The sequence below is a fragment of the Rheinheimera oceanensis genome, from assembly GCF_018831085.1.
Taxonomy (GTDB): domain Bacteria; phylum Pseudomonadota; class Gammaproteobacteria; order Enterobacterales; family Alteromonadaceae; genus Alishewanella; species Alishewanella oceanensis.
The window spans coordinates 50,207-74,686 of the sequence record NZ_JAGPNM010000012.1 but is presented as its reverse complement, the minus strand read 5'-3'; the positions used below and the strand labels follow the sequence as shown (position 1 = coordinate 74,686).

Genomic DNA, 24,480 nt, shown 5'->3' with positions numbered 1-24,480 from the left:
CTACGCGCCCGCGACCAACTGGCACAAGTGCAACAGCAAAGCTTTATCCGCTTAGTCGGCATTTACCGCAGTTTTGGGGGCGGGATACAGCTGATTTAGCGTTGTTTGTTTGATGAAAAGCCGGATTTATCCGGCTTTTACGTCCTTTACCTCTGGAACCGTGCTACTGCCGGCGACGAAAGATCATGCCGCCATGATGTAAGGTGTTTTCGTCAACAAACACGCCATCAGCGGTAAATCCGGTATCATCCCAATAATCAATCTGGTTGTCTTTTACCTCATAGCGCCCCTGATAAGCACTCTCACGGGTGCCACGTGCTTCGTCATAGCGGCCATTAGCAAGTAGCTCATGGCGGATGCGTCCGTCACTGGTTACCCACATGCCTACATAGGGGTGCTGTTGATTGTTCACTTGTGTATCTCCTTGTTTATCAAGCGGAATACGATTAATAACAGCGTCATATTGGGTTAAATCTAAAAAGGCGATAACTTCAGTTGCGCGCAACTCTTGCATGCGGAAAATCCAGACAAAGCTGTTGTTATAAGGCGCCCCGTCAAGGGCAACCCCAGCTCCATCCCAGTAAACCACAACATCATTACCATCAGCCCAGATATCATTCACTGTTGGTTTAACGAACGAAGAAAGACGCGCCGCAAAGGGAGCTACGGCCTGCTCAATAAACACATCGCGGCCGCGGTAAGTTCCCGCTGCCGGGCTGCTGCCTTTGATGGTCCAAACGACATCGGGTGACAATACATCCTGAAAAAATGTCCCACCGCCTGCAGCCCACTGCTGGAATGCCTGCGCAATAAATTGTTTATTGCGTTCAGTTACTGCAGCGTCAGGCTTAGCTAACGCAAATTCGCTGGTTATCAGGGCCAAAACCAGCGCCATCGTGATAAAAAACTGTCTTGCTATTGTCATCTCGGTTACTCCCCTTTTTGAATATGTTTGTGCTCAGACCATAATTTGGCTCAGGAAGAACGGAGTGCGATAGCATAAAAGTCTGGAGTTATTGCATGATTATCCTGGCTGACGAAGGTAAGTACTTGAACATCTGTTTTTACGCGCAGCAAATTGCTTGTAAAGAGCACATTGTGTTTAACTACGGCATCCCCTTAAAGTGGCCTATACAAGCGATATTCCGTCGCGCTTTTCTATTAAAAAGTCGAGTAATGCCCTTATTTTAGATGGCATATATTCCCGTGACGGTGTGTACAAGTAGAAGCCGGCGTGTCGATAAGTCCAGTCGCATAAAATCCGGACCAGACGACCATCAGCCAGATATTTTTGGATAGCAATGTCCAGATGTTGGCTAAGCCCGGCTCCCTGAAGGGTTGCCTGCGTCATACTTTGGGCGTTATTAGTAGTAAGGCTACCTGACACCGATTGGGTAAAATGCCGCCCTTTTTTGCCCGGCTCATTAAAATCCCATTCGCGAATAGCGCCACTGCCCGGGAATCGGTAGTTAATACAGTTGTGCTGATTTAGCTCTGCCGGGGTTTGCGGAATGCCGTGCAGCTCAAAGTACGCAGGCGCCCCAACCACCACCATAGACACTTCGGGGCTGATAGGAACGGCAACAACATGCTCTGCAAGGCTGTGCCCCAAACGAATACCAATGTCGTGGCCATTCGCAATAATGTTTGACAAGGCATCATCTATGGTTAGTTCAAGTTTAATCTTCGGGTATCGCTGCCAGAATTCGGCAAGGTGCGGCTCTATCAACGCTTTTGCTGCCAGCCTTGATGTGTTGATCCGTATCAGGCCAGAGGGTTCTCCAGCTATATCCCCGAGGTTTTGCACTACTTGCTCAATTTTATCCAGCGTAGGATGTAAAGTGTCAAACAAACGCTGCCCGGCCTCGGTCAGCGACATATCACGGGTAGTGCGATAAAGTAGCTTGACCCCCAGCTGATGTTCTAACGCCTTAAGATTTTGCGACAACGCGGCCCGTGATACGCCCATTTCTTCTGCGGCACGCGTGAAGCTACGATGACGGGCAATGTGTGCAAACCATGCAAGTGATGGCAGCAAAGAGGGATTCATATGTTAATTGTAAACCTACACTTACTACTAATGTAATTATTGTAGCCTTCTTTTTAATTAACTCAATCCGTATTAGTAAGCTACCTGGTGAGTACCCCGGATGGTTGCTTGATGGCTCAGCGGTCCGGCATGCTGAAACTCAAACTTTCTAAACTCTATCAAGCAGATACTGCGATAATTGATTGCTCTTTGTGTTAACAGGAGGCCGGTGTTAACAGGAAGGCCGGTGTAAACCGGCCCTCTATGTTAAAATGTTCAAGCAAAAATCAGGTATTAAACCCGGCATCCACGGTAACAAAGGAGCCAGTCATAAAATGCGCTGCAGAACTGGCAAGAAAAGCCACAACTGCCGCTACATCGGCAGGTTTACCGTATCTGCCAAGTGCAGTCAGACGACGGTTGGGCTCGGCCCATTCACCATCAGCCGGGTTTTGATCAGTATCGATAGGCCCTGGCTGAACCAAATTTACCGTTATATCTTGCGGGCCTAACTCGCGTGCAAGGCCACGTGTAAAGGCAAGTAACGCTGACTTTGACATCGAGTACACCGTTAGATCAGGATAAGGCACCCGCTCAGCAAGACATGAACCTGTGGTAATAATGCGACCACCTTTTTTCAGGTGAGGGATTGCAGCTTGTGAAGCCAGTACCGCTGAGCGGGCATTCACATTCAGCACGTCCTGAATATCTTCAAAGCTCATATTAACCAGTGGCCCCGAGCGTGCAATGCCAACGTTATTGACAAGAATATCCAACCCTCCCAGTCCTTTTACTGTTTCTTCTACTGAGCGCTTTATTGCTGCCGGATCACCACTATCAGCCTGAATGGCAATGGCACGCCGCCCTTTTGCTTCAATTTGCCGGACAATGTCTGCAGCCTTTTCAGTAGAACGCAAATAGGTAATAACAACATCTGCGCCTCTGTTTGCCAGCTCTAATGCAATACCGGCACCAATACCCCGTGACGCCCCGGTTACCAACGCGCGCTTGCCTAATAAATCGAGGTGCTGCGCACCTTGCTTATCAACCGTCTCTGCCTGGACATTGCCAAGGGATGATGCCGCAATGGCCGCAACGCCTGCCGTGGCGCCAAGCACAAACTTACGCCGGCTTATCCCAGTATTATCATGAGTATTCATTGCGTTCTCCTGTTTTTAACTTAAGTCAGTCTGGCTATCATCAATGCCAATTTATGCAGTAATTAACACAACATAATCAGTACATGGCTTTTTAAAACAGAGGAAAGCCAAATCGCTTTTGTCATGCTGATAACACAAAGCAAATCATAGAGTGTGAATTATTTAATTAGAAGATTTCAATTACCACATCAGTGGTAAGCATGAGTTTACAATAGGACATAAATCCTGCGTAACGGCCATCCCGCCAGAATCAACACGTTAATAAAAACACCCGTTATTTAAAGCCTCCTAATAAAAGCTCGGCAAGCGATGACAGCAACGATTTTTCCGCGCTCTATTGTAAACCTGAACTTACCACTTATTAAATAATTAAAGCCTTAATCATAAACAATAAACACCCTATGATCTGCTTTGTGCCACCAGCATGGCAGAAGCTAACCGGCTTTGCGCTATACGAAGCAACCATGCGGTCCACTTTTACTTAACCACTATTTTGGAGAACAGAATGTCTACCAAACAATTACGTGTAGGAATTATCGGAGCGGATACACAAGCAAGCTGGGCCGGTGCATCTCACATACCTGCAATTGAAGCTAACCCATCACTGGTTCTGGCAGCAGTGGCAACCCGCCGTGAACAAAGTGCTAAAGCGGCAGCAGAAGCATTTGGTGCTGAACGCTGGTACGCAGACCCTTACCAGCTTATTCAAGACGACAGCATTGATATTGTGACTATTGCCGTGAAAGTGCCGGCACACAAAGACTTAGTGCTTGCAGCGCTGAAAGCTAACAAAGCGGTGTACTGCGAAGCACCTCTCGGAGCAACACTGGCTGAAACTGAAGAAATGGCAACTGCAGTGGGAACATTACATACCGCTATAGGTTTGCAAGGACGGATGAACCCCTCGGTAAGACGTGCGGCTGAAATTATTGCTGCAGGCAAGATTGGCCGGTTAATGTCAGCCAATGTAAGAGCAACAACATTTGGCTACGGCCCGCAATCTCCCAGTGTTTATGATTATTTTAATAAAGCCGCTTCCGGCGCCAGCTTTTTAACAATTACCACAGCTCATGTGCTTGACGTTATAGAAGCCGTACTTGGCAATATCACTGAAGTGGATGCGCGTACAGAGCTGCTCTGGCCAGAGATCCAACTGATCGACACCGGCGAAATCTCTGTCCGTGAAATACCAGATCACATAGATCTTATCGCTAAAACGGCTCTTGGAGCGTCTTTGTCTGCCCAGATACTGGCTGGCGTACCTGCAGACGATGCCCATTTTATACTGGAGGTTCGCGGTGCTGACGGCTGGTTAAAACTTACCGGCAATCATCTTGCCGGAGTTCAGGTTGGTGACCTTACGCTAACTGCCAGTATTGATTTTAGTCAGCCAGAGCATCCTGTTGCATCTGGCAGTGTTGGCCCAACAGCCGCCGATTTCTGGACTGGTGCCTCCATCAATGTTAGTGAGGTATACGCCAGTCTCGCGCGGGATATTGCAACAGGCACTTTTTATACGCCGGGTTTTGCACATGCGCTGCACAGCAGCCGCCTGATTGCCGCAGTAGAACAGGCGGCACAAAGTGGTGAGCGGCAACTGCTACCAGCTTCCTGAGCGTCAGCAAAATACCGGGTACGGTAAGTAAAGTACCAGGCCAGCGAGCACTGGCCTGGGCTTGCGGTTAACTAAACATCTGGTTATCCGGGTACGGTTTACTGCCGCAGCGCTAATTGTTGTGCTTTTTGCAGGCTCCCCCGCCTGAACAGCAACACCATAATAAGCCCGACAATCGCCGTGCCGGCACCTGCCAAAGGCACTGAGCTTAAGCTAAAGCCGGCATTAATCATTGCTGCGCCGAGCATGGCACCTAAGGCATTTCCAAGATTAAAGGCGCCTATATTCATGGCCGAGGCTAAACTGGGTGCCTCTTTCGCCTCTTGCACAACTAACGACTGCAATGGCGGCACCAGCGCAAAACTGGCGATGCCCCATAAAAAGATTAACGGCACCACAACCAACTTCGATGATACGGTTACAGCCAACAGCACCAGTAATAGCGCTACCGCTATTAGCGAAAACACCAGGGTTAAATCCAGCGAGCGGTCAGCAAAGCGGCCGCCAAGATAGTTACCTACTGATAACCCCACGCCATACAGCACCAGCATCGCAGTAACAAAAAGGGTTGAAGCCTGGGTTTCATCCTGCAAAATGGGCACTATATAGGTAAACACAGTAAACATAGCGCTTGAACTGACCACGGTTAATAACAACGCAATTAACACCGGCCCTTTAGTGAGTACCCGCAGCTCATCGCGCACCTTTGCTTTGCGCTCATTAACCAGCGGCGGTAACGACATCCTTAACGCCAGCATGGTAATGACACCAATCGCCGCCATGGCAAAAAACGCCGGCCGCCAGCCAATCACCTCACCCACGTAAGCCGCCAGCGGCACACCGCCGATAGTGGCTAAGGTTAGGCCGGAAAACATTGCCGCCACAGCACCGGCACGTTTTTCCGGCGGTACCACACTCATGGCAACAATAGCGCCCACACCAAAAAAAGCACCGTGATTAAACGAGGTAATAATGCGCCCCAGCAACAATACGTTGTAACTTTCGGCAACGGCCGAAATCAGATTACCTACGGTGAAAATTGCCATAGATAACAACAGCAGGTTACGCCGCCCCATATTGGCGAACACTAACGTCATTAGCGGTGCGCCCACCAGCACACCAAAAGCATACGCGCTGATTAACATGCCGGCGCTGGGAATAGAAACCGCTAAATCATTAGCGATAACAGGTAACATGCCCATTGGCGCAAACTCGGTTACACCAATACCAAAAGCGCCAAGCGCGAGTGCCAGCAAAGGAATATTGATTTTCATATAAACTCTGGTTAATTTGTGACTGGTGAGAATATAACTGATAGAAAATCGCTGAAAAAGTAGCACAGGAGATATTCAGCTTTGCCTTGGAATCACAAATGAAGCAGATAAAAACCGATAAAACGGCAGAAATGGAAACCTTTTTAAGCGTAGCCTGCACCGGTAGTTTAAGTGCGGCAGCCCGTGAACTGGAACTGACGCCATCGGCAGTTAGCCGCATTATGACCCGGCTTGAAAAGCGCCTTGGCGTAAGACTTATTGTTCGCAGCACACGCAGCCTGCGCTTAACCAGCGAGGGTGAGTCTTATGCTCTGGCCGCCCGGCGGATTTTAAAAGACTTAGACGATACCGAAACGGCTATTGCCAACCGTGGCAGCCCAAGTGGCAATATCAGGGTAAGTACGGCCACAGCGCACAGCCGCCTGACAATAGTGCCGTTAATAAAAGAATTTCTGGCGCGCTATCCTGATATCACTATCGAAATAGATGTATCAGATCAAATTCGTGATGTCAGTGCCGGCCATGTCGACGTGGCTATCCGCTTCGGTCAGCTGGCCGATAACGGCCTGCACGCCAGGCGCCTGGGCGAAACCGGCCGGGTTGTGGTAGCCTCACCTGCCTATCTGGCAAGCGCAGGCATACCACAAACACCTGCCGATTTAGCGCAACATAATTGCTTAGACTTTAGCTTCCGCCGTTTAGAACCGGGCTGGCCGTTTCGTGAAAATGGCCGGGATTTTATCCTTGCCATCACCGGCAACGTGCTTGCAAACAATGGCGAAACGCTGGTAGAACTGGCACTGCAAGGCGTGGGCATTACCAGAGTAGGCAGTTTTCATGTGCAGCAAGCACTGGCAAGCGGCCAACTGGTGCCGTTACTGGAAGAATATAACCCGCAAGACCGCGAAGCCATCCATGCAGTGTTTATCGGTGGTAAAAACATCCCGGCAAGAATACGGGTATTTGTTGATTATCTGGTAGAAAAAATGCAGAAAAAGAGCCAGTAGCAATCGCTTTATACAGAGAGGAACCACATGCACAAGTTAAGATGGATAATAGCGTTAGCCGTACTGTTAAGTGCAGCCTGGGGTTGTCTGGCATTGTGGTTTCAGCAACCCCAGCAGTTTAGCGCCCCGGGTTTGGCAGTACTGGCCGTGTGGAGCCTGCTGGGCGCTATTACTGTTGTTGCACTGCTATGGCGGTATACAGAACGCTACCGCCGCAGTTTACTTGGCGCTTATATGCTGTCGGCTGTGCTGTTACTGATCTGGTGGCACAATATTACCCCGTCGCACAACCGGGATTGGGCCGATGATGTTGCTTATTTGCTGCACTCTGAAATACAAGACCAACAGGTTACGCTGCACAATGTACGTAATTTTGAATGGCGTACTGAAACTGATTACACACCTAACTGGGAAACCCGCAGTTACGATTTAGGCCAGTTGGTGTCTGCCGATTTGGTTCTCTCCTACTGGATGGGGCCGCACATTGCCCATACGCTGGTTTCATTCGGTTTTGCCGATGGCCGGCAACTGGTATTTTCGCTGGAGATACGTAAAGAACGCCATGAGTCGTTTTCGGCTATAGGTGGTTTTTTTCGTCAATTTGAACAAGTGCTCATCGCGGCTGATGAGCGTGACCTCATCCGTACCCGCAGTAATGCCCGCGGTGAGGATGTCTATCTGTATAGTCTGGCCATTCCACCAGAGCAACTGCGCACGCTGTTTCTGGGCTATTTACAGACCGCTGAGGCACTGCGCACCACACCTGGCTTCTACAATACCTTAACCAGCAACTGTACAACAATAGTGTTTGATTTAGCCCGCCGCATAGCGCCGGGGATCCCGCTGGACTACCGTCTGTTATTATCAGGCCACTTTGCCGAATATGCTTACGACTTAGGCGCACTGGCGCCCCGCTATAGCTATACGCAATTGCAAGAACTGGGGCACATAAATGCCCGCGCCCGAAACAGTGATACCCATGATAAGCAAGACTTTTCCCGCATCATCCGCATGGGGGTACCGGGGGCGTCGGTTAACAACACCCCATAAGTTCAGCTTGACGGTTTGGTTTAAAACGCTTACTTCAATAGCTAACCGGCAGTTATTGGTTATTTTTGCAATGGCTTTACCAGCGACAGCTGGTAAACATCATGCCGCCTGTCTTTCATGGTATGCACACTACCATGGCTGTGCAGCTCTTTTAGTAAGTCGATATTTACATCTACTATCAGCAGCATTTCTGAATTAGGTGTGGCTTCAGCCTTTATGCCAGTGGTCGGAAAGGCAAAATCCGATGGCGTAAACAATGCCGACTGCGCGTACTGAATATCCATATTATTTACCCGTGCCAGGTTACCTACAGCACCGGCGATGGCAACATAGCATTCGTTCTCTATCGCCCGCGCCATAGCGCAGTGGCGTACACGGGTGTAACCGTTTTGCGTATCGGTTAAAAACGGCACAAACAAAATGTTCATGCCCTGATCGGATAACAGGCGGGCGTATTCCGGAAATTCTACATCGTAGCAAATCATAATGCCGATTTTGCCGCAGTCGGTATCAAATACCTCAACCTTATTGCCGCCGCTCATGGCCCAGTTACGCTTTTCTGCCGGGGTAACATGCACTTTGTCGTACTGCTCCCAGGTGCCGTCACGACGGCATAAAAAGCCGCTGTTATATAGCTTGCCATCAACCAGATACGGCATACTGCCGGTAATAATGTTAATGTTGTAAGCAATAGCGAATTCAATAAACTTATCGCGGATGGCTTCAGTGTATTTTGCCAGCTGGCGGATACTTTCGGTTACGCTTAAATGGTTGTAGTGCGCCATTAAAGGTGCAGCGAACAGCTCGGGAAACAAAATAAAATCGCTTTTGTAATCCGACACCGCATCAACAAAAAATTCCATTTGCTCAAATAGCTGTTCAATACCGGCCATACTACGCATTTGCCACTGCACTAACCCCAGCCGCACTTCGGCTTTGGGGGCATTAATTAGTTTTACTGATTTGGTGTAGTAGATATTGGCCCACTCCAGTAAAGTAGCATATTCCTGCGATTCGATATCACCACGCAAATAGCCTTTCAGTAACTTGCGCACGTGAAAGCCATTAGCCAACTGAAAACTCAATACCGGGTCGTGTATTTCTTTGCCTTTAACCTTGTCAATATACTGCTTGGCGCTTAGCTTGCCTGCATGCTGGCTATAATTGGGCATACGGCCGCCCGCCATAATGGCGCGTAAATTCAGGTTTTCGCACAGCTCTTTGCGGGCATCGTACAAACGGCGTGCCAGGCGCAAACCACGATAATCGGGGTGAATAAATACCTCTATGCCGTACAGCACATCGCCATTAGGATCATGATTTTTAAAAGAATAGCCGGTAACAATCTGCTCGTAGGTGTGCTCGTCACTAAATTTGCTGTAATCGACAATAAGGGAGAAAGCACAGCCAACCACTTTGCCGTCAACACACACACAAAGCTGGCCGTCAGGGAATTTAGTCAGCAGTGTATCTACCACCGGCTCTGTCCAACTGAGTAAGGGGCCAGCCTGATAAACCTGCTCGGACGCTTCACGCAGCTCTGTCATATCCTCACGGGTCAGGTGGCGCACTTCAACATGATTCGCTTCCATAATGTCTCCTGTGGTTACAGTACTACATTAAGGGTAACACATAAGGCAAAACCGGCAGAGCTTAAGCCAAACTGCCCTGACTTTAGCAGTTGTGACGCGGCCAGTCAGACTGTTTTTTTGCAGCTTAAGCTGCGCCAGCACTTACGCCGCCTGACGCGGTCAGCGCCCTTTAGAGAGTAGCTTTGCTCTTATACATATCGCAGCTGTTTGCCGGAGTACAACAGCTGGCTTTCCATTCAGTTGCCGGGTAACCAGCGTCATTTAATGCATCAATGATGTCGGCAATGGTGAGATCGCTGCTTACCCTGATGCTGCGCTCTGCCAAATCAGCTTCAACTTTGGCGTCGCTTTGCAGATTAACAATCGCTTTGGTTACCCTGCTAACACAGTGGCCACACGTCATACCGGCGATACGAAACTTCATCATGTTTGTCTCCTGTTGTGAGTTCGTAATAAAGGCTAAAGCTTGCCGCTGTAGTACAGTCAAGCAGTATCGAAAAAAATATAAAAGTTGTTTGACCTTGCCATAATGGCAAGGTCTAGCCTTGTTATGCCTGATAACATTCATCAACCCGGAGTCAGTACTATGGCAGCAACAATGCAACTTGCAATTAAAGGTATGACCTGTGCGTCTTGTGTGCAACGGATTGAAAAAGCACTACTGGCCGTACCTGGCGTAAAATCGGCCGGTGTTAACCTGGCAACAGATACCGCAACTGTAAATGGCAACGCTAGTTTTGACGACCTTAGTGCCGCAGTGTCTGGCGCAGGCTATGAGCTGCAGACAACGCAGCGGCAGTTTGCGGTTAAAGGTATGACGTGCGCGTCCTGTGCCGGTCGGGTAGAAAAAAGCCTGTTGCAAGTGCCCGGCGTTACCAGTGCCACAGTGAATCTGGCGACAGAGCATGTCAGCATTACCCTGTTACCGGCAACTGAGGATAGCGCACTGCAACAGGCTGTCGCTGCTGCGGGTTATGAGCTGGTGCTCCAGCAAACCACTGTTAGCTCAGGCGAGAAACAGAGCAAGCAGCCGTTTTATCGCCATGACAGCTGGCCGGTAATCGGCGCTGCCCTGCTTACGCTGCCATTAATTTTGCCGATGGCAGGCCTGCTGTTTGGTGCAGACTGGATGCTGCCAGCCCTTTGGCAATGGTTACTGGCAACACCCGTGCAGTTTTACTTTGGTGCCCGGTTTTATAAAGCGGGCTGGCACGCACTAAAAGCCATGACCGGCAATATGGATTTATTAGTGTCTATCGGCACCAGTGCAGCCTATGGTTTATCACTTTATCTGTGGTATAGCTTTGACGGTCACCACGGTGGCCCGCATTTGTATTTTGAAAGCAGTGCTGCTGTTCTTACATTGGTATTGCTGGGTAAGTTTCTGGAAAAACGGGCCAAACAGCGCACTACCGATGCGCTTAAAGCGCTGGAAAACTTAAAACCCACTTCAGCTAGTGTCTGGCGTGAGAATAAGTGGCAAACCATTGCCGCAGCAGAGTTGGCAAAAGGCGATAAAGTTAAAGTATTACCCGGCGAGCGCATCCCGTCAGATGGTGTGGTCACTAAAGGCAATAGCCACGTTGATGAAGCGCTGATCACCGGTGAAAGTATTCCTCTGCATAAAACCGTTGCCGACCATGTTACCGGCGGCGCGGTAAACCTTGACGGCGTGTTGGAATTTACCGCCTCAGCGGTGGGAGCAGAATCGACGCTGGCAAAGATCATCCGTCTGGTCGAACAAGCACAAGGCGCTAAAGCCCCCGTACAGGCGTTGGTGGATAAAATCAGCAGCATCTTTGTTCCAGCAGTGCTGTTAGTCGCTGTTGTAACTGTACTGGCATGGGGTTATGCGTTTAATGATTGGACACAAGGTATTTTAAACGCCGTGGCCGTGCTGGTTATTGCCTGTCCCTGTGCACTGGGCCTGGCAACACCGGCAGCCATTATGGCAGGCACAGGTACGGCCGCCCGGCATGGTATCTTAGTCAAAGATGCCATAGCGCTGGAGCAGGCAACAAAAATTGACTACGTCGTATTTGATAAAACCGGCACCCTGACAGAAGGCAAGCCTGAAGTGATGCAAGTAACAGCGCTGCAAGGCAGCGACAATGAACTTGTAGCGTTGGCATATGCACTATCAGAAAACAGTGAACATCCGCTTGCTAAAGCCGTAGTGAATTATGCGCAAGCACAGCAGATTGCGTTAACAGAGGCAAGCGGGTTTACGATGGTGGCCGGGAAAGGCGTAAAAGCCGCAGTCAGCCAGCGTCAGCTGCTGCTGGGCTCAGGCAACTGGATGCGCGAGCTTGGGCTGACACTGCCGGGCGGTAAAATCAGCATTCAAGGCGCGTCTGTATCCTGGCTGGCAGAGATAAAAAGCGGAACCGCTGAACTTATTGGTCTGCTGTGTTTTGCTGACCAAGCCAAAGCACAGGCCAAAGCTGCTGTGCATAAGCTGCAACAAAGCGGCATTAAAGTGGCCATGCTGACCGGTGATTCAAAAGAAAGTGCCGATTACATTGCCAAACAACTGTCACTGGATAATGTGCAGGCCGAAGTGCTGCCCCAAGGCAAGGCGCAAGCCGTGGCCGCTTATCAGGCGAAAGGCTTTAAAGTGGCCATGGTTGGTGATGGCATTAATGATGCCCCCGCGCTGGCGCAGGCCGACCTGGGTATTGCCATGGCAACCGGTACCGAAGTCGCCGTTAGCGCCGCAGCCATTACGCTGATGCGCGGCAATCCGGAGTTAGTGGCCACGGCACTGCGGCTGGCCAGTGCGACCTATCGCAATATTCAGCAAAATCTATTCTGGGCTTTTGCCTTTAACACCGTCGGTATTCCGTTGGCAGCACTGGGCTTTTTAAATCCGGTGATTGCCGGGGCTGCGATGGCATGCAGTAGCGTACTGGTAGTAAGCAACGCGCTACGCTTACAACGTATGTCTTTTAAATAAGAGGGCTGAACATGGCAACATTACTGACTATCGGTGATGCCGCAAAAGCCAGTGGCTTAACGGCAAAAATGATCCGGCATTACGAACAGAGCGGCTTGCTGCATAAGCCAGCGCGCACTGAGGCCGGTTACCGGCTGTACAACTCGCAACAGTTGCAACAACTGAGCTTTATTCACCAGGCGCGCCAACTGGGCTTTTCGCTTAGCGAAATTCAGTCGCTACTGCAACTGTGGCAAAACCCACAGCGCGAAAGCCGGGCGGTTAAACAACTGGCCGAGCAGCATCTGGCTGAAATTGCCAGGAAGATTGCCGAACTGAAAAACATGCAACAACTGTTACAACAACTGGCCGATAGCTGCAGCGCAGACAGCTCGCCACATTGCGCCATTTTAGCGGCATTAGCACCAAAGGCCGCGGGTTGAAGCTGAGGTGTTAGCTGAAGGTAAAGTCGATGCTGTGCGTGCGCTGCAAAAAAATATGGCCATGTTAAACACCGCTGCAGCAGCTCACTGCCATGCCAGATTAAGCGCTATACCGCCCAGCAATAGCGCGATGGCGCCATCAAACAGCTGCCAACGGCGGGGCGAATTAAGCCAGATTTTCAGCCTGGGCGCCATTGCGGTCAGTGAGGAAAACCACACTAATGAGGCGATACAGGCACCAGCCATAAACCATAACGGTGCGGTTTGCTGATTAGCCACGCCGCCAATTAAAAATACCGTGTCTAAATACACATGCGGGTTTAATAAGGTAATAGCCAAAGCTGTTAACGCAGTTTTGCTATTGCTCATCACCTGAGTAGCGCTATCGGTTTGTAAGCCTTTGCCGCCAGCCCAGGCGCGGCTGGCCGCTTGCCATGCCAGCCATAGCAATAAAGCCACCCCCAGCCAGGTAAGCAGCGGCACCAATGGCGGTACCCATTGTTGCATTTGCTGCACAGCAAATACCCCCAGCACAATCAGCAGGCAGTCACAGAGTATGCACACCGTAGCAATAACCAGCCGGTTGGCCCCGGCCATGCTTTGGCTTAACACCCAGATATTTTGCGCGCCTATAGCGACAATTAAACTTAAACCCACACCAAACCCCAGTAAAAATGTCATGCTGCTTACCCTGTGCAGAAAAATCTGCTGCAGAACATACCCTTCTACACTACTATTAATCCAACGAATTATTTTTCGCATAGATGAATTAAATTAATGATTGATTACCGCTTATTACAGGCACTATCTGCCGTGGTGGAACAAGGTGGCTTTGAACGCGCAGCAAAACTGCTGTGCCTGACGCAATCGGCGGTCAGCCACCGTATTAAACAGCTTGAAGCCCTTGCCGGCCAGCCGGTATTGCTGCGCACTGCCCCGCCGGTAGCCACGCCTGCCGGGCAGCGGCTACTGAATCACTTGCAGCAGGTACGGCAAATGGAAGCAGCGCTGGGGCTGGAAGCGACCAGTGTTACTACCGTAAGACTGGCGGTAAATGCCGACTCACTGGCGACCTGGCTGCCGCAGGCACTGGTATTGCCGGACTACCCACAGCTGTGTTTTGATTTTGTAGTGGAGGATCAGTCGGTTGGTTTAAAACGGATGAAACAGGGCGATGTGATGGCCTGTCTCTGCGCCAGCAGCCAGCCGGTAAATGGCGCTAAGGTGCAGGCGTTGGGTGCCCTGCGTTACCGCGCTGTAGCCAGCCCGGACTTTATCCACCGCTACCGCTTAACGCAGGATCTGCTGACGCAACTGCCGCAGGCGCCTTGCCTGGTGTTTAATCAGGATGACCAACTGCAGCATCAGTACCTTTTGGATATTTGCGGCCAGCCGCCGCAACAAACGCATTTATGCCCGTCGTCAGAAGGTTTTTTACGCGCCGCCCTGGCCGGGTTGGGTTTTGGCTTACTGCCGGAATTACAGATGCAGCCTTATCTGGAAACTCACCAGTTGGTTGATTTAACACCGGATTATCATCTGGACACCCCGTTGTACTGGCATTACTGGCAAAGCGAAAGCCCGTTAATGGCGCAGTTACGCCAGCAAATTACCGCCATCGCCCGGCAACAACTGCATAGTATTGCTTAATGAAGATGGGGCCAAATGTGGCTTATTGCTGTCGCTCATTTTCCAGACAGTGCCATAGCCGTAAAATGATAATGGCGTTGCTATGCACTGAATAGCGCACCACATAATGACCAAACACCATATCACGCAAAGACTCCGGCACCGGTGCCATAGCCACCGGTACGCCGATGGCGGGAAAATCGGCTAACAGCTTAATTTTTGCCATCAGCTCAGCGGCAATCCGGCGCGCTGCAGCAGGGTTATGCTCTGCAATAAACTGTCGCAGCCGCTTTAAATCTTCCACTGCTTCAACGGTGTAAACCAGTTTCACCTGGTTAGATCCGGTGCGTCCTGCTCGTGCTCTGTACCCCAGCTATCCAGCCAGCTGTGCACCTCAACTGCATCGACTACTTTACCATCGGCTGCCGACGCCATTGCAGCCAGCGTTTGCTGCCAGCGAGCCTGCTCGCTGTGCTGTTTGGCAATATATTGCGCCAGCGCTTCGTTAATAACCCAACCTTTGCTGCGCTGCAGCTTGCTGGCAATCGCTTCCAGCTGTTGCTCTACTTCAGCCTGCAACCGCACCGTGGTAACACTCATGGCAATACTCCTGTCAAACTACAATGTATTACAGTATAAATTGTACTGAGCATGGGCGCCAGTTGCGCAGCAATAGCAAAGTAGCCGTCTTTACCCGCTGTGATGGGCGTTACTTCAAATATCACCGCAATCATAACGCTACCTGCGCGGCTTTATTAAAGGTGGTTGGCTCCACCGCTATAAACGAGCGCCATTCCTGTAAAATAAACTGATGCTGCCGGGCAAAGGCAAAGTTCTGTTTGGCTGCACTATCCTGTTTCAATCTCGCCCGAGATGTCTCGTAACTTGCCAGGCTGGAAAAACTAATTAAGCCAAAAGTCCTGTCGTTACTGCCTTCGTGCGGTAAAAAATAGCCCAGCAGTTCACCACCGCAGGCCGGGATCATGTGGCCCCGGTTTTGCGCGTACTGCGCAAATAAATCCAGCTTAAACGGGTCAAGCCGGTACTCAATAAAACATGTTATGCTCATCAATATTTCCTCCTGTTTGCTGTGTGCCAGTGTAACGGGATTGTATTGCTATACTTCGATGAGCATCGAACTGACCGGAGCTCTGTTTCGGCGTTATTGGAAACGACAGGAGTAACTGATATGCAACCGAATATTGCCGTTGTCGCCAACCTGATTGGTGATAATGCCCGCGCCAAAATGCTCACGGCATTGTTAAGTGGTAAAGCTTTAACGGCAACCAAACTGGCAGTGGAAGCCGATATTATGCCGCCTACTGCCAGTAGCTATTTGGCAAAACTGCTCAGCGGTGTGCAGCAAATCAATGCTGAGTAAGCAGATCACTGCACTGGAAGCTGCACTTGGCACCAGGTTGCTACAACGCTCTACCCGCAGGTTGCAACTAACACAGACAGGTAACGACTACTTGCAGCGTTATCGTGAGATCCTGCGCCAGATTGAAGACAGCAAAGCCCGTATTCAACAGCTACAGCAAATACCGCAGGGCACACTCAGAATTAATGCTGCTATGGCGCTGGGTTTGACAGCACTAGCACCAGCCTTTGCCGAATCGGGATTATCAGCCTATGGAGCCTGTTCATGCTAATAAAAACCATACCGACAAAGGTGGTAGCAATAGTATGCCGTACTTATCATCTGATTTGTATCAGCAGCTTAGCCCTGCTGGTTAGCTATAGTGTGAGTGCAGCCGATCAACACAGCTCGCTGCAACTACGGCCAATAGCGCCGATAACAGAAGCCAGAGCGGCCCATCAGGCTACATTGCTTAGCAATGGCGATGTGTTGATCAGTGGCGGTTGCAGTAACCGCTGTGATGCGCCAGCGACAACTATGGCTCTGTATCAGCACACTTTGCAGCGTTTTATCACGCTGAGTACACCGGCAATGCCGCGGGATAGCCATATTGCGCAGTTATTGGCCGATGACACTGTATTAATAGCCGGTGGCTGGAGTAACGGCCAGATCACGGCCCAAGCAGAACACTATCAGGCAACCCACGGGGTTAGCCCCATTGCCAATATGTTGCAGCCACGGGCTGCTGCCACTGCCGCCAAACTGCAGGATGGCCGCATACTGTTAAGCGGTGGCCAGACAGTTGGCTTCCAGCCACTGGCATCAGCAGAGTGGTATGATCCTGCCTCGGCTGGCTTTATCTCTGCGGGAGCTATGCAGACACCCCGCCTTGGCCATACAGCCACCACTTTGCAGGACGGCAGGGTGTTGATCACCGGCGGCCGGCCGGGCCGGCGCGATATGGCATTGAACACTGCAGAGCTGTTTAACCCGCACAGCAATAGTTTTAGCCCAACCGGTAATATGACAACTGCGCGGCAAAAGCATGCTGCTGTACTACTGCCTGACGGCAGAGTGTTGCTGCTGGGTGGCTCTGATGGTAATGACAACAACAGGCATAACAGCACAGAATGGTTTGACCCTAAAACGAATGTTTTTACAGCCGGGCCAACTATGCAACAAAGGCGTTTTAAAATACCCGATGCTGTGGTCGTGATGCCTGATGGCGGGGTATTGGTGGCCGGTGGCGCTAAATATATTGAATACTTAAATCCCCAAAGCGGCCTTTTTGAGCAGTTGTCGCCAGCGCTGGATCTTGCGCCGGAGTTTGCCACGGCCACCCTGCTGGCCGACGGCACTGTACTGCTGTTGGGCGGCTATGACACGCAAATTAACACTAGCGCCAGGGCCTGGCTTATCAGTCAGCCTTAACAACATCTGCCAGCTAATATTAATATCAGGACTCAACGGCTTTGGGAGCGCTAAAAGCCTTACTGTAAAAACCGGACGGGTCGAAACAACACACCCGCCGCTTGCCCTCTGCCAGCATATTGCAGGCATCACTTACCCGCTTGGCCCGGGTTTTCGCCTGTTTGGCTGACGTGATCCAATGGATCCAATCCAGCCGGGCAATAGTTGTCGTGTCATGCCAAACTGCGCAAGCCTCAGGTGAAACAGCCAGCGCCTGTTGTAAATCGGTTGGTACTTCAGGTTCAGGTTCTTGCTCTGCCGCTTTAATATCAAAGTTGGCACCACTGCCAATGCTGGCTCCTGCTGCTTCAAGCAACTGTTCGCTTAAAGCTAACCAGTGGCTTAGCTGACCATCCGGCTCCAGTGTGGCCTGAAAAGCCACGCCGTTGATATGACCATTTACCGTTATTCTGCCCCGCCTGGGTAGCTTTTCACTGGCCGCCTTAGGCAGCACCACAAAAGCCTGCAGCAGCGTATTGTCTGACTGCGCCGGACGATACACTGTGGCAGTAAACTCAGAGTAGCTGTCGTTTGACGTCATAATAAGTCCAATGTGTTATTGCTGATGTTTTGTTTGGCTCACTACCGGCTTTTGTTGCTGCAACAGCCAGTTGTACAAATCCTGGCCGGCATAAACCTGGCGCCAGGCGTCATGTTCGGCCTGTTCTAACATGCTAAAGCGTACATTGCTGTGGCCAAGCTGGCGCAAGGTTTCAATACCAGGATAAAAGTAGTCTTTGTTAATAGCTGAATCACGCCCGGCGGCAAACACCCACAGCGGGGTTTTCTCTTGTGCAATAGGCGGCATTAAATCCGGGTGGCCCCAACCAACAACCGGTGCAACAGCGGCAAACAGCTGCGGGTGCTTACTGGCCATAAACCAGCTGCCAAAGCCGCCATAACTAATACCGGTTAAATACAACCGGCTGGCGTCGGTATGGTAGCTTGCCTGCACGTTTTGCAATATGGCCAGCACATCCTGCTCTGCCCGCTCCCAGCCATTTGGCAACAGTGCAGGTACGGTGCTCATATCGTGCACGACTGCAGCCGGTGCAATGGGTCTGCCAGACGCAAACATAGCCGGCCGGGGCGGTACGCCATCTGATAAGCGTTTGGGAATATCAGCTGGCGAGCGGTTAGCAATATAAGCTAACTTAGCCATATCAAACATATGCAGTTGTGGCACCACAATAATAAACGGCAGGTCACGCTTTTGCACCCAGGCTTCATATAGCGGGCCATGAATTAAGGTGTAATCCAACTCATCAAGGCCATTACCCCGTTCGCCATTACCGTGTAAAAACAGCATTACCGGCCATTTTTTGTTACTGCTTTGCTGGTAACCGGCAGGTAAATAAACAAAATACTGCCGTATGGTATTATCTATACTGCTTTTATAATCCAACCGCAGCAGTTGTGCTCCAGCATTTGCTTGCGCTGAAGTATTGTCGCTACTCATACAAGCAGCCAGCAGCAACGCCGTTAATGCCACTAGTAATACCAATATGCCTGACTGCTTTTTCATCTGTGCTCCGCTACCGAAAGTTTGTGCCTTACTGTTTCACTGGCCTGATATTTGCGCCGCAATGCTGATAGCCTGATTAACACCTGTGCCGGGGCCGGGCTTATCTGCCAGCCTTATTGATTTTCTGCCCGACGCGCGGCAGCAATCTCTGCCAGTTTGCTGTCAAGTGTTGCCCGGCTTAACCACTGGCCGCGTACCATTACACCCGCAGGCTGATACAGTACTGATAAGTCTTCCAGCGGATTGCCGTCTACCAGCAGTAAGTCGGCGCGTTGCCCTGCTGCTACCTGGCCAAACTGATCTTTATCAGCAAAATACCCGCCCACCAGCACAGTACCGCTGCGTAAAATGTCGTAATTGCTGATACCGGCGGCAGCCATCAGCGGCAACTCGCGGCGTAATGACAAACCCGGTACGCTATAAAGCTGGGGGGCATCAGTGCCCATTAAGATAGTGACATCAGCTTCATACAGCGCACGTAGCAAACGCTGCCGGTTTTGCGCATGCAAAGCCGCAGTATCGCCGCTGTAATAAGCTCCGCCTGGTTGCTGCACATAGCGCTGCCAACCGGCGATAACCCGCGCCGGCATATATTTTAGTTCATCGTAACTTTGCAACTGCGCAGCATCTGAAGCACCGATAATGGTTTGCCACAGTGCCTGGGTTGGTACTACGGCGACATTATGCTTTTTACTCAGCGCAACCAGTGGTGCCATATCAGCGGCAGTCAGCTCTTTGTCAAAACCGCCCAATGCTGCCATGTAACCATCCAGATGATCAATGGTACGGCTGCCAAGTAAAATAGCCTGCTCAATGCCTACCGCATCCGGCACATGGCCGGCAAAGTCTATGCCTTGCTGTTTCGCCTCATCGGCAATAGCCTGATAGTGTTCCAGGCTTAAACCCGGATGAATTTTCAGTAAATCCCAGCCTTGTTGTTTATGTTGGCGCACCCGCTCACGCGCTTGCTCTGTTGAAGTAACCGTATTCTGATTAAAGCTGGGCCCGGCCAGATACAGCGTTGGCCCCAGCCGTTTGCCACTGGCAATATCGTCTTTTAAGCGTAATTGCTGATCATGCCCCAGCATGCCACGCACAGTGGTAACTCCACCGGCCAGATACAGCATTAACACATCGTCCAGATAACGCGCCGGCATGCCGCTAAAATCAACCATCGGCGGTACATGACCGTGCATCTCTGCCAGGCCAGGCAACAGATAACGGCCTGCGCCGTCAATTACCGTAGCGTCTTGCGGCAGTGCCAGCTCTGCTGCCGGCCCAACAGCAACTATACGATCACCCTGCACCAGTACGCGTTGATTACGCAGCAGTTGGTCTGAATCCATCGGTAAAACATGCACCTGATCAAACACCGTAAAAGCTGCTGTTGCCGGCTGTGGTTTAGCCTGCAGAGCACTACAGGCCAGCACTGCCGATATCGCCGTAACAAACCATATAACCTTACTAAAATGTATTTTCATCTGATGTTCTCGCCCTGGTTATGCTGCGCCGCGCTGGTTATGGCGCGCTGGCGTTATTGCTGTAAAACATTAACGTGCACAGCAACAGTTTGCAAATATAGCGCCGGCAGTAAAATATAGTTGCGCTTATGCCACTACTGACTATTGTTAACAACAGAGCAAATGGATCACCGCCTAACCGCTATGCAGATAAGCCGTTACCCGCGCATGGGCCGGTTTTCAGCAGCAACGGTAGCAGATGGAAGTGCAGGTTTTTATGCTGTTTCAGATAGTTCACAGCGCAGGTAGCGCAATTTACTTTGTATTTTTTGTCTTACTGCTGCTTGCCAGCAGGGTACCCCGCACAAATCCGGGCTGTGGCTGGTGGGCCGCCGCCATATTTGTGGCTTTTATCGCCAGGTTAACGTTTTTGCACGTACAGGCTGATGATGCCGCCCTCGCTAAACTATTGTATGCCCTGCTTAGCATCACGGAAAAACTACTGTTACTGATTGGAGCAGCGCGCTTTTTTGGTGTCGTGCTAAGCCGCCGTACTTTATTGTTTGTAGTGCTGTTAATGCAACTATGGCTGCTAAACGCTCATCTTTATCAGTTCTCTACTGCAGTGTACAGCTTTGGCCTGGCGTTGTTTAATGCTGTCTGCCTGCTGATATTTATTATTACCGTCTGGTACGGCAGCGTAGCGCTGCAACGCGGTATTAAACTAACAATAATACTGACCTGCGCCCTGTTGATGCTGCACTGGCTGTTATTTGTTCCCATCTCGCGCATGCTCTATCAGGACTGGCGCACCATGGCCTTTATTATTGGCACCGCTCTGGTAGTAATGCAGTACACCGCCTTAATTGCCGCAGTGTTGTCGCTGTTTCAACAACGCCTGCTGGAATCAGAAAGCAAAGCGCTGGAGCTGGCATATAAAGATCCGTTAACCGGGCTGAGCAACAAACGTTATGTGGATACCTTGTTTGGCAAGGCGCTGCAATTGGCCACACGGCCGCATCAGTTTCTGGCACTGTATTATATTGACCTGGACAAGTTTAAACCGGTAAACGACCAGGCCGGCCACAAAGTGGGAGATTTGGTACTCAAAGAAGTGGCGCAGCGCATGCAAACCTGCCTGCGCAGTACAGATATCTGTGCCCGTATTGGCGGTGACGAATTTGTTGTAATAGCTACCCAGTTAGAGCAGCAAAGCCAGGCTGCTGGCATTGCGGAAAAAATTCTGCAATCTCTGCAGCAACCTTACGTTGTCGAAGGTAAGACGTATCAGCTTGGTGCCAGTATCGGCATCAGCCTATACCCTGAGCATGGCGCAGCTTTTAGCGATCTGTTGGAAAAAGCCGACACGGCCATGTATCAAATGAAAAACGCCGGCCGTGGCGGTTACCGTATCTTCCACAGCGAAATAGCTTAAACGAAGTTTAGCCGTGATCACTGGCCAAACATCTGCGCCGCCCGTTTTGCCATTTCCTGCTCAGACACATCTTCAATATGAGTAGAAATCATCCAGCGGTGGCCAAACGGATCCAGTAAGCAGCCACTGCGATCGCCCCAAAACTGATCGGATACCGCCATGGTAAGGGTTGCGCCTGCTGTGGTCGCTCGCGCGACAAAAGCATCAACATCCGGCACATATATCATCAGCGTTACCGGGCTGTCACCCAGCATATCCGGGCTTTTATTGCCCCAGTCATCGCTTTGCTCGCTCAGCATAAATACCGCACTGCCTATACGCATTTCGGCATGCATTATGGCTCCGCCTGGCATATCCATGCGCATTATTGTTTCTGCGCCAAAGGCGTTCTGATAAAAATCCAGCGCCGCTGCCGCGTTTTTAATTACCAGATATGGCAGCACCGCATTATAACCTGCCGGAATAGCCTGAACCTTGGACATCATTCTCTCCTTGCTGTAAATGGAAATTAAAAGCGGTTTTAGTATAGCTGGCGGCAGACTGCTTGCTGGCTCATTTTAACTGTTGTTTTAGTAAATCGACCACCGGCTGAAATTGCGATTTATTGCTGTCGTTCAGTGCAATCAGAGCTTCATGCGCACGCAGGATCATCTGGCCCTGTTGCTGCTCACTGTAGTGTTGTGCGCTCACGCCTGCCATATTCACGTTCTGATGAGTGGGTTGCTGCACTATATCAAACGCCTGATCCAGGCACAGACTAAACAGCAGTTCATTGACTTCTGTATGGGTAGAAAACAAGGTAGGCCGCGGTAACTGTTGCTGCTGACAATACCGAGCCAGGCTGGCTAACAAACCAACATAGGTGCTGTCCATAAAGCTGGCTTCGTTTAAATCGACTACCACCCGGTTACAACCCATTTGCTGGCGGAACAGCCGCTCAATAAGATCGTCCATACCGGTTGCATTGGTGTAACGCAGCTCACCGCTAAGTTTGAAATAACAGCAGTTATCAATACAGGCGAACAAAATCTGTTCTTGCTCTGCCATAGTCGCCTCAGCTAATGCCATGCTAATGTCAGTATAGTTAAATCATCCGGCAATGGCTGATCAGGGTCAATTGCCAACGCCTGCAACAAAGCGGCAATATCGCGCTGCTGCAAACTGCTTTGCTGTAAATACTGCAACTTTTGCTCCGTTGTCTGCTGTGGCAGCAAGTCTAAAATACCATCTGAAAACAGCAACAAACGGCAGCCCTGCTGCAGTTGCAGGCATTGATTGGCGTAGAGGGAAAAATCAAACATCCCCACCGGGGTGCTTTTTAATGTCAGATAGCCGCCCTCTTGTCCCTGCAGCAGCAAGGGCCAGGGAAAAGCGCCGGCATTGGCGTAAGTTACTTCACCGCTACGGGTATCCAGCACCGCATAGAACAGCGCAATATACTTACCGATTTTCTCCAGCAGTAATTCGGTATTCAGTGCCGCCAGCAGCGCGGCCGGATCGGTCAGTATCGCCGAACTGTCGCACCGGTAACGTTCGAGGTTGGCGCTGATAAAACGTTTTAAGTACACCGTAACAAAGGCCGATGCCACGCCATGGCCTGACACATCGGCGATATAAAACACCACTTTGTGTTCGTCGGCAGCAAAGTAATCAACAAAGTCACCGCTCATAAATTCGGACGGATACAAGGCATGGTTAAACTGAAACTGTGCCACACAGAAATCCGCTGGTGGCAACATTTTAAACTGCACCTGCTTGCCAGCACGCTCCCCGGCCTCCAGTTCAGTCAGGGTTTGCTGCAACTGTTGATTACTTTGTTGTAGCTCTGCCGTTCTGGCCTGCACCTGTTGCTCCAGGCTGGTGTTTAACTGTGCTAATTGTGCAATCGCAATATAAGAGCGCAGTGCCGACACGACCGACGTGTTAAGCCGCTGCACTGTCAGCTCAGTTTTAGCGCGATAATCGTTAATATCATAATCCTGCACCACGCGCTGCTCGGGTGCCTGCCCAGGCTGGCCGGTGCGTAAAATAATCCGTACCAGATGGTTGTGTAACGTTTCGCGAATATAGCGCACTAACGTCAGGCCAGCGTCATCGGTTTCCATCACCACATCCAGCAGGATCAGCGCAATATCATGCTTTGCCGTCAAAATATCCCTTGCCTCAGCGGCGCTGTAAGCACTGATAAAGTTAAGCTTGTGCTGTTGAAAATTAAAATCACGCAGTGCCAGCCGGGTGATCTGATGTATCTCAACATCATCATCAACAATCAGCACTGTCCAACTGTCATATTGCTCGTCAGTAACTTCAGTATCAGCAGCAAACACCAGTACATTTTCATCGGCTGCAGAATTGTACCGGCCATCAAAGTCCTGCGGCATAGAGCTTTCCTTCACATACAGTCAGCGCACGCTGGTATCAGCTAAATAGCATAACTATAGCTGCCTGTCGGTTAAGATGCCCAACGTAAGGTACAGATAGACATATTAACGGCAA

26 protein-coding genes are annotated in these 24,480 nt (G+C 50.6%); 10 read left to right on the top strand and 16 right to left on the bottom strand.

The features are described from left to right. Positions 1-163 precede the first annotated feature (163 nt). From J3B89_RS19215 to J3B89_RS19205, 3 genes are all read right to left on the bottom strand, one after another. Entirely contained in the window at positions 164-925 is a 762-nt protein-coding gene (locus J3B89_RS19215) for an Atu4866 domain-containing protein (RefSeq protein ID WP_215399250.1), read from the bottom strand. Positions 926-1,129: 204 nt separating this feature from the next. Next, entirely contained in the window at positions 1,130-2,050 is a 921-nt protein-coding gene (locus J3B89_RS19210) for a LysR family transcriptional regulator (protein WP_215399249.1), read from the bottom strand. A gap of 266 nt (positions 2,051-2,316) precedes the next feature. Next, positions 2,317-3,189 (bottom strand): SDR family NAD(P)-dependent oxidoreductase, encoded by an 873-nt coding sequence (locus tag J3B89_RS19205; protein WP_215399248.1) that lies wholly within the window; start codon positions 3,187-3,189, stop codon positions 2,317-2,319. Positions 3,190-3,694: 505 nt separating this feature from the next. On the opposite strand from J3B89_RS19205, the gene J3B89_RS19200 reads away from it, so the two are divergent. After that, positions 3,695-4,804, top strand: a complete 1,110-nt coding sequence (locus J3B89_RS19200; protein WP_215399247.1) for a Gfo/Idh/MocA family protein — start codon at positions 3,695-3,697, stop codon at positions 4,802-4,804. 98 nt (positions 4,805-4,902) lie between these two features. Here the strand turns inward: J3B89_RS19200 and J3B89_RS19195 are convergent, their stop codons facing one another. Next, the gene (locus J3B89_RS19195; RefSeq protein ID WP_215399246.1) at positions 4,903-6,078 is read right to left on the bottom strand and encodes an MFS transporter; all 1,176 of its coding nucleotides are present in this window, start codon (positions 6,076-6,078) and stop codon (positions 4,903-4,905) included. 98 nt (positions 6,079-6,176) lie between these two features. Here J3B89_RS19195 and J3B89_RS19190 point away from each other — a divergent pair, with 98 nt between their 5' ends. Both J3B89_RS19190 and J3B89_RS19185 read left to right on the top strand, forming a co-directional pair. After that, entirely contained in the window at positions 6,177-7,085 is a 909-nt protein-coding gene (locus J3B89_RS19190; RefSeq protein WP_215399245.1) for a LysR family transcriptional regulator, read from the top strand. Between the two features lie 27 nt (positions 7,086-7,112). Beyond that, a complete protein-coding gene (locus tag J3B89_RS19185) occupies positions 7,113-8,135 on the top strand; it encodes an Lnb N-terminal periplasmic domain-containing protein (protein WP_215399244.1) in 1,023 nt (340 codons plus the stop codon). Positions 8,136-8,194: 59 nt separating this feature from the next. Here the strand turns inward: J3B89_RS19185 and J3B89_RS19180 are convergent, their stop codons facing one another. Beyond that, positions 8,195-9,727: a bifunctional GNAT family N-acetyltransferase/carbon-nitrogen hydrolase family protein gene (locus J3B89_RS19180; protein ID WP_215399243.1), complete on the bottom strand. Its 1,533-nt coding sequence runs from the start codon at positions 9,725-9,727 to the stop codon at positions 8,195-8,197. 169 nt (positions 9,728-9,896) lie between these two features. Continuing rightward, the gene (locus J3B89_RS19175) at positions 9,897-10,154 is read right to left on the bottom strand and encodes a heavy-metal-associated domain-containing protein (protein ID WP_215399242.1); all 258 of its coding nucleotides are present in this window, start codon (positions 10,152-10,154) and stop codon (positions 9,897-9,899) included. A 159-nt stretch (positions 10,155-10,313) separates the two neighbouring features. On the opposite strand from J3B89_RS19175, the gene J3B89_RS19170 reads away from it, so the two are divergent. Beyond that, positions 10,314-12,683, top strand: coding sequence for a heavy metal translocating P-type ATPase (locus J3B89_RS19170; RefSeq protein WP_215399241.1), 2,370 nt, complete (start codon positions 10,314-10,316; stop codon positions 12,681-12,683). Between the two features lie 11 nt (positions 12,684-12,694). Beyond that, on the top strand, positions 12,695-13,105 hold the full coding sequence (gene cueR / locus J3B89_RS19165) for a Cu(I)-responsive transcriptional regulator (protein WP_215399240.1): 411 nt from the start codon (positions 12,695-12,697) through the stop codon (positions 13,103-13,105). 84 nt (positions 13,106-13,189) lie between these two features. Here the strand turns inward: cueR and J3B89_RS19160 are convergent, their stop codons facing one another. After that, positions 13,190-13,786 carry a LysE/ArgO family amino acid transporter gene (locus tag J3B89_RS19160; protein ID WP_215399239.1) on the bottom strand — a complete coding sequence of 199 codons (597 nt, stop codon included), beginning with the start codon at positions 13,784-13,786 and terminating at the stop codon, positions 13,190-13,192. A 96-nt stretch (positions 13,787-13,882) separates the two neighbouring features. On the opposite strand from J3B89_RS19160, the gene J3B89_RS19155 reads away from it, so the two are divergent. Beyond that, the gene (locus J3B89_RS19155) at positions 13,883-14,755 is read left to right on the top strand and encodes a LysR family transcriptional regulator ArgP (RefSeq protein ID WP_215399238.1); all 873 of its coding nucleotides are present in this window, start codon (positions 13,883-13,885) and stop codon (positions 14,753-14,755) included. 22 nt (positions 14,756-14,777) lie between these two features. Here J3B89_RS19155 and J3B89_RS19150 read toward each other — a convergent pair whose 3' ends face one another. The 3 genes from J3B89_RS19150 to J3B89_RS19140 form a co-directional block, all read right to left on the bottom strand. Beyond that, complete coding sequence (locus tag J3B89_RS19150) at positions 14,778-15,065, bottom strand: type II toxin-antitoxin system RelE/ParE family toxin (RefSeq protein ID WP_215399237.1); 288 nt, start codon at positions 15,063-15,065, stop codon at positions 14,778-14,780. Then, the gene (locus J3B89_RS19145; RefSeq protein WP_092791194.1) at positions 15,062-15,334 is read right to left on the bottom strand and encodes a CopG family ribbon-helix-helix protein; all 273 of its coding nucleotides are present in this window, start codon (positions 15,332-15,334) and stop codon (positions 15,062-15,064) included. The genes J3B89_RS19150 and J3B89_RS19145 overlap by 4 nt, the downstream gene beginning before the upstream one ends. 130 nt (positions 15,335-15,464) lie before the next feature. Further along, positions 15,465-15,803, bottom strand: a complete 339-nt coding sequence (locus J3B89_RS19140; protein WP_215399236.1) for an NIPSNAP family protein — start codon at positions 15,801-15,803, stop codon at positions 15,465-15,467. Positions 15,804-15,923: 120 nt separating this feature from the next. On the opposite strand from J3B89_RS19140, the gene J3B89_RS19135 reads away from it, so the two are divergent. From J3B89_RS19135 to J3B89_RS19125, 3 genes are read left to right on the top strand one after another with little or no spacing between them, the layout of a single operon-like run. Further along, a complete protein-coding gene (locus J3B89_RS19135) occupies positions 15,924-16,115 on the top strand; it encodes a hypothetical protein (RefSeq protein WP_215399235.1) in 192 nt (63 codons plus the stop codon). After that, complete coding sequence (locus J3B89_RS19130; RefSeq protein ID WP_215399234.1) at positions 16,105-16,386, top strand: LysR family transcriptional regulator; 282 nt, start codon at positions 16,105-16,107, stop codon at positions 16,384-16,386. The genes J3B89_RS19135 and J3B89_RS19130 overlap by 11 nt, the downstream gene beginning before the upstream one ends. Then, positions 16,380-17,525 (top strand): Kelch repeat-containing protein, encoded by a 1,146-nt coding sequence (locus J3B89_RS19125; RefSeq protein WP_215399233.1) that lies wholly within the window; start codon positions 16,380-16,382, stop codon positions 17,523-17,525. Before J3B89_RS19130 ends, J3B89_RS19125 begins: the two co-directional genes overlap by 7 nt. A gap of 25 nt (positions 17,526-17,550) precedes the next feature. On the opposite strand, the gene J3B89_RS19120 is transcribed toward J3B89_RS19125, so the two are convergent. The 3 genes from J3B89_RS19120 to J3B89_RS19110 all read right to left on the bottom strand — a co-directional run bounded on the left by J3B89_RS19120 (position 17,551) and on the right by J3B89_RS19110 (position 20,570). Next, positions 17,551-18,105: a YdeI/OmpD-associated family protein gene (locus tag J3B89_RS19120; RefSeq protein ID WP_215399232.1), complete on the bottom strand. Its 555-nt coding sequence runs from the start codon at positions 18,103-18,105 to the stop codon at positions 17,551-17,553. Positions 18,106-18,120: 15 nt separating this feature from the next. Further along, the gene (locus J3B89_RS19115; RefSeq protein WP_215399231.1) at positions 18,121-19,089 is read right to left on the bottom strand and encodes a carboxylesterase family protein; all 969 of its coding nucleotides are present in this window, start codon (positions 19,087-19,089) and stop codon (positions 18,121-18,123) included. Positions 19,090-19,202: 113 nt separating this feature from the next. After that, entirely contained in the window at positions 19,203-20,570 is a 1,368-nt protein-coding gene (locus J3B89_RS19110; RefSeq protein ID WP_215399230.1) for an amidohydrolase family protein, read from the bottom strand. A gap of 238 nt (positions 20,571-20,808) precedes the next feature. On the opposite strand from J3B89_RS19110, the gene J3B89_RS19105 reads away from it, so the two are divergent. Continuing rightward, positions 20,809-21,984 (top strand): GGDEF domain-containing protein, encoded by a 1,176-nt coding sequence (locus J3B89_RS19105; protein ID WP_215399229.1) that lies wholly within the window; start codon positions 20,809-20,811, stop codon positions 21,982-21,984. 17 nt (positions 21,985-22,001) lie between these two features. On the opposite strand, the gene J3B89_RS19100 is transcribed toward J3B89_RS19105, so the two are convergent. From J3B89_RS19100 to J3B89_RS19090, 3 genes are all read right to left on the bottom strand, one after another. Next, positions 22,002-22,466, bottom strand: a complete 465-nt coding sequence (locus J3B89_RS19100; RefSeq protein ID WP_215399228.1) for a VOC family protein — start codon at positions 22,464-22,466, stop codon at positions 22,002-22,004. A 70-nt stretch (positions 22,467-22,536) separates the two neighbouring features. Continuing rightward, complete coding sequence (locus tag J3B89_RS19095) at positions 22,537-23,052, bottom strand: STAS domain-containing protein (protein WP_251372579.1); 516 nt, start codon at positions 23,050-23,052, stop codon at positions 22,537-22,539. Next, entirely contained in the window at positions 23,043-24,365 is a 1,323-nt protein-coding gene (locus tag J3B89_RS19090) for a SpoIIE family protein phosphatase (RefSeq protein WP_215399227.1), read from the bottom strand. Before J3B89_RS19090 ends, J3B89_RS19095 begins: the two co-directional genes overlap by 10 nt. Between the last annotated feature and the right edge of the window lie 115 nt (positions 24,366-24,480).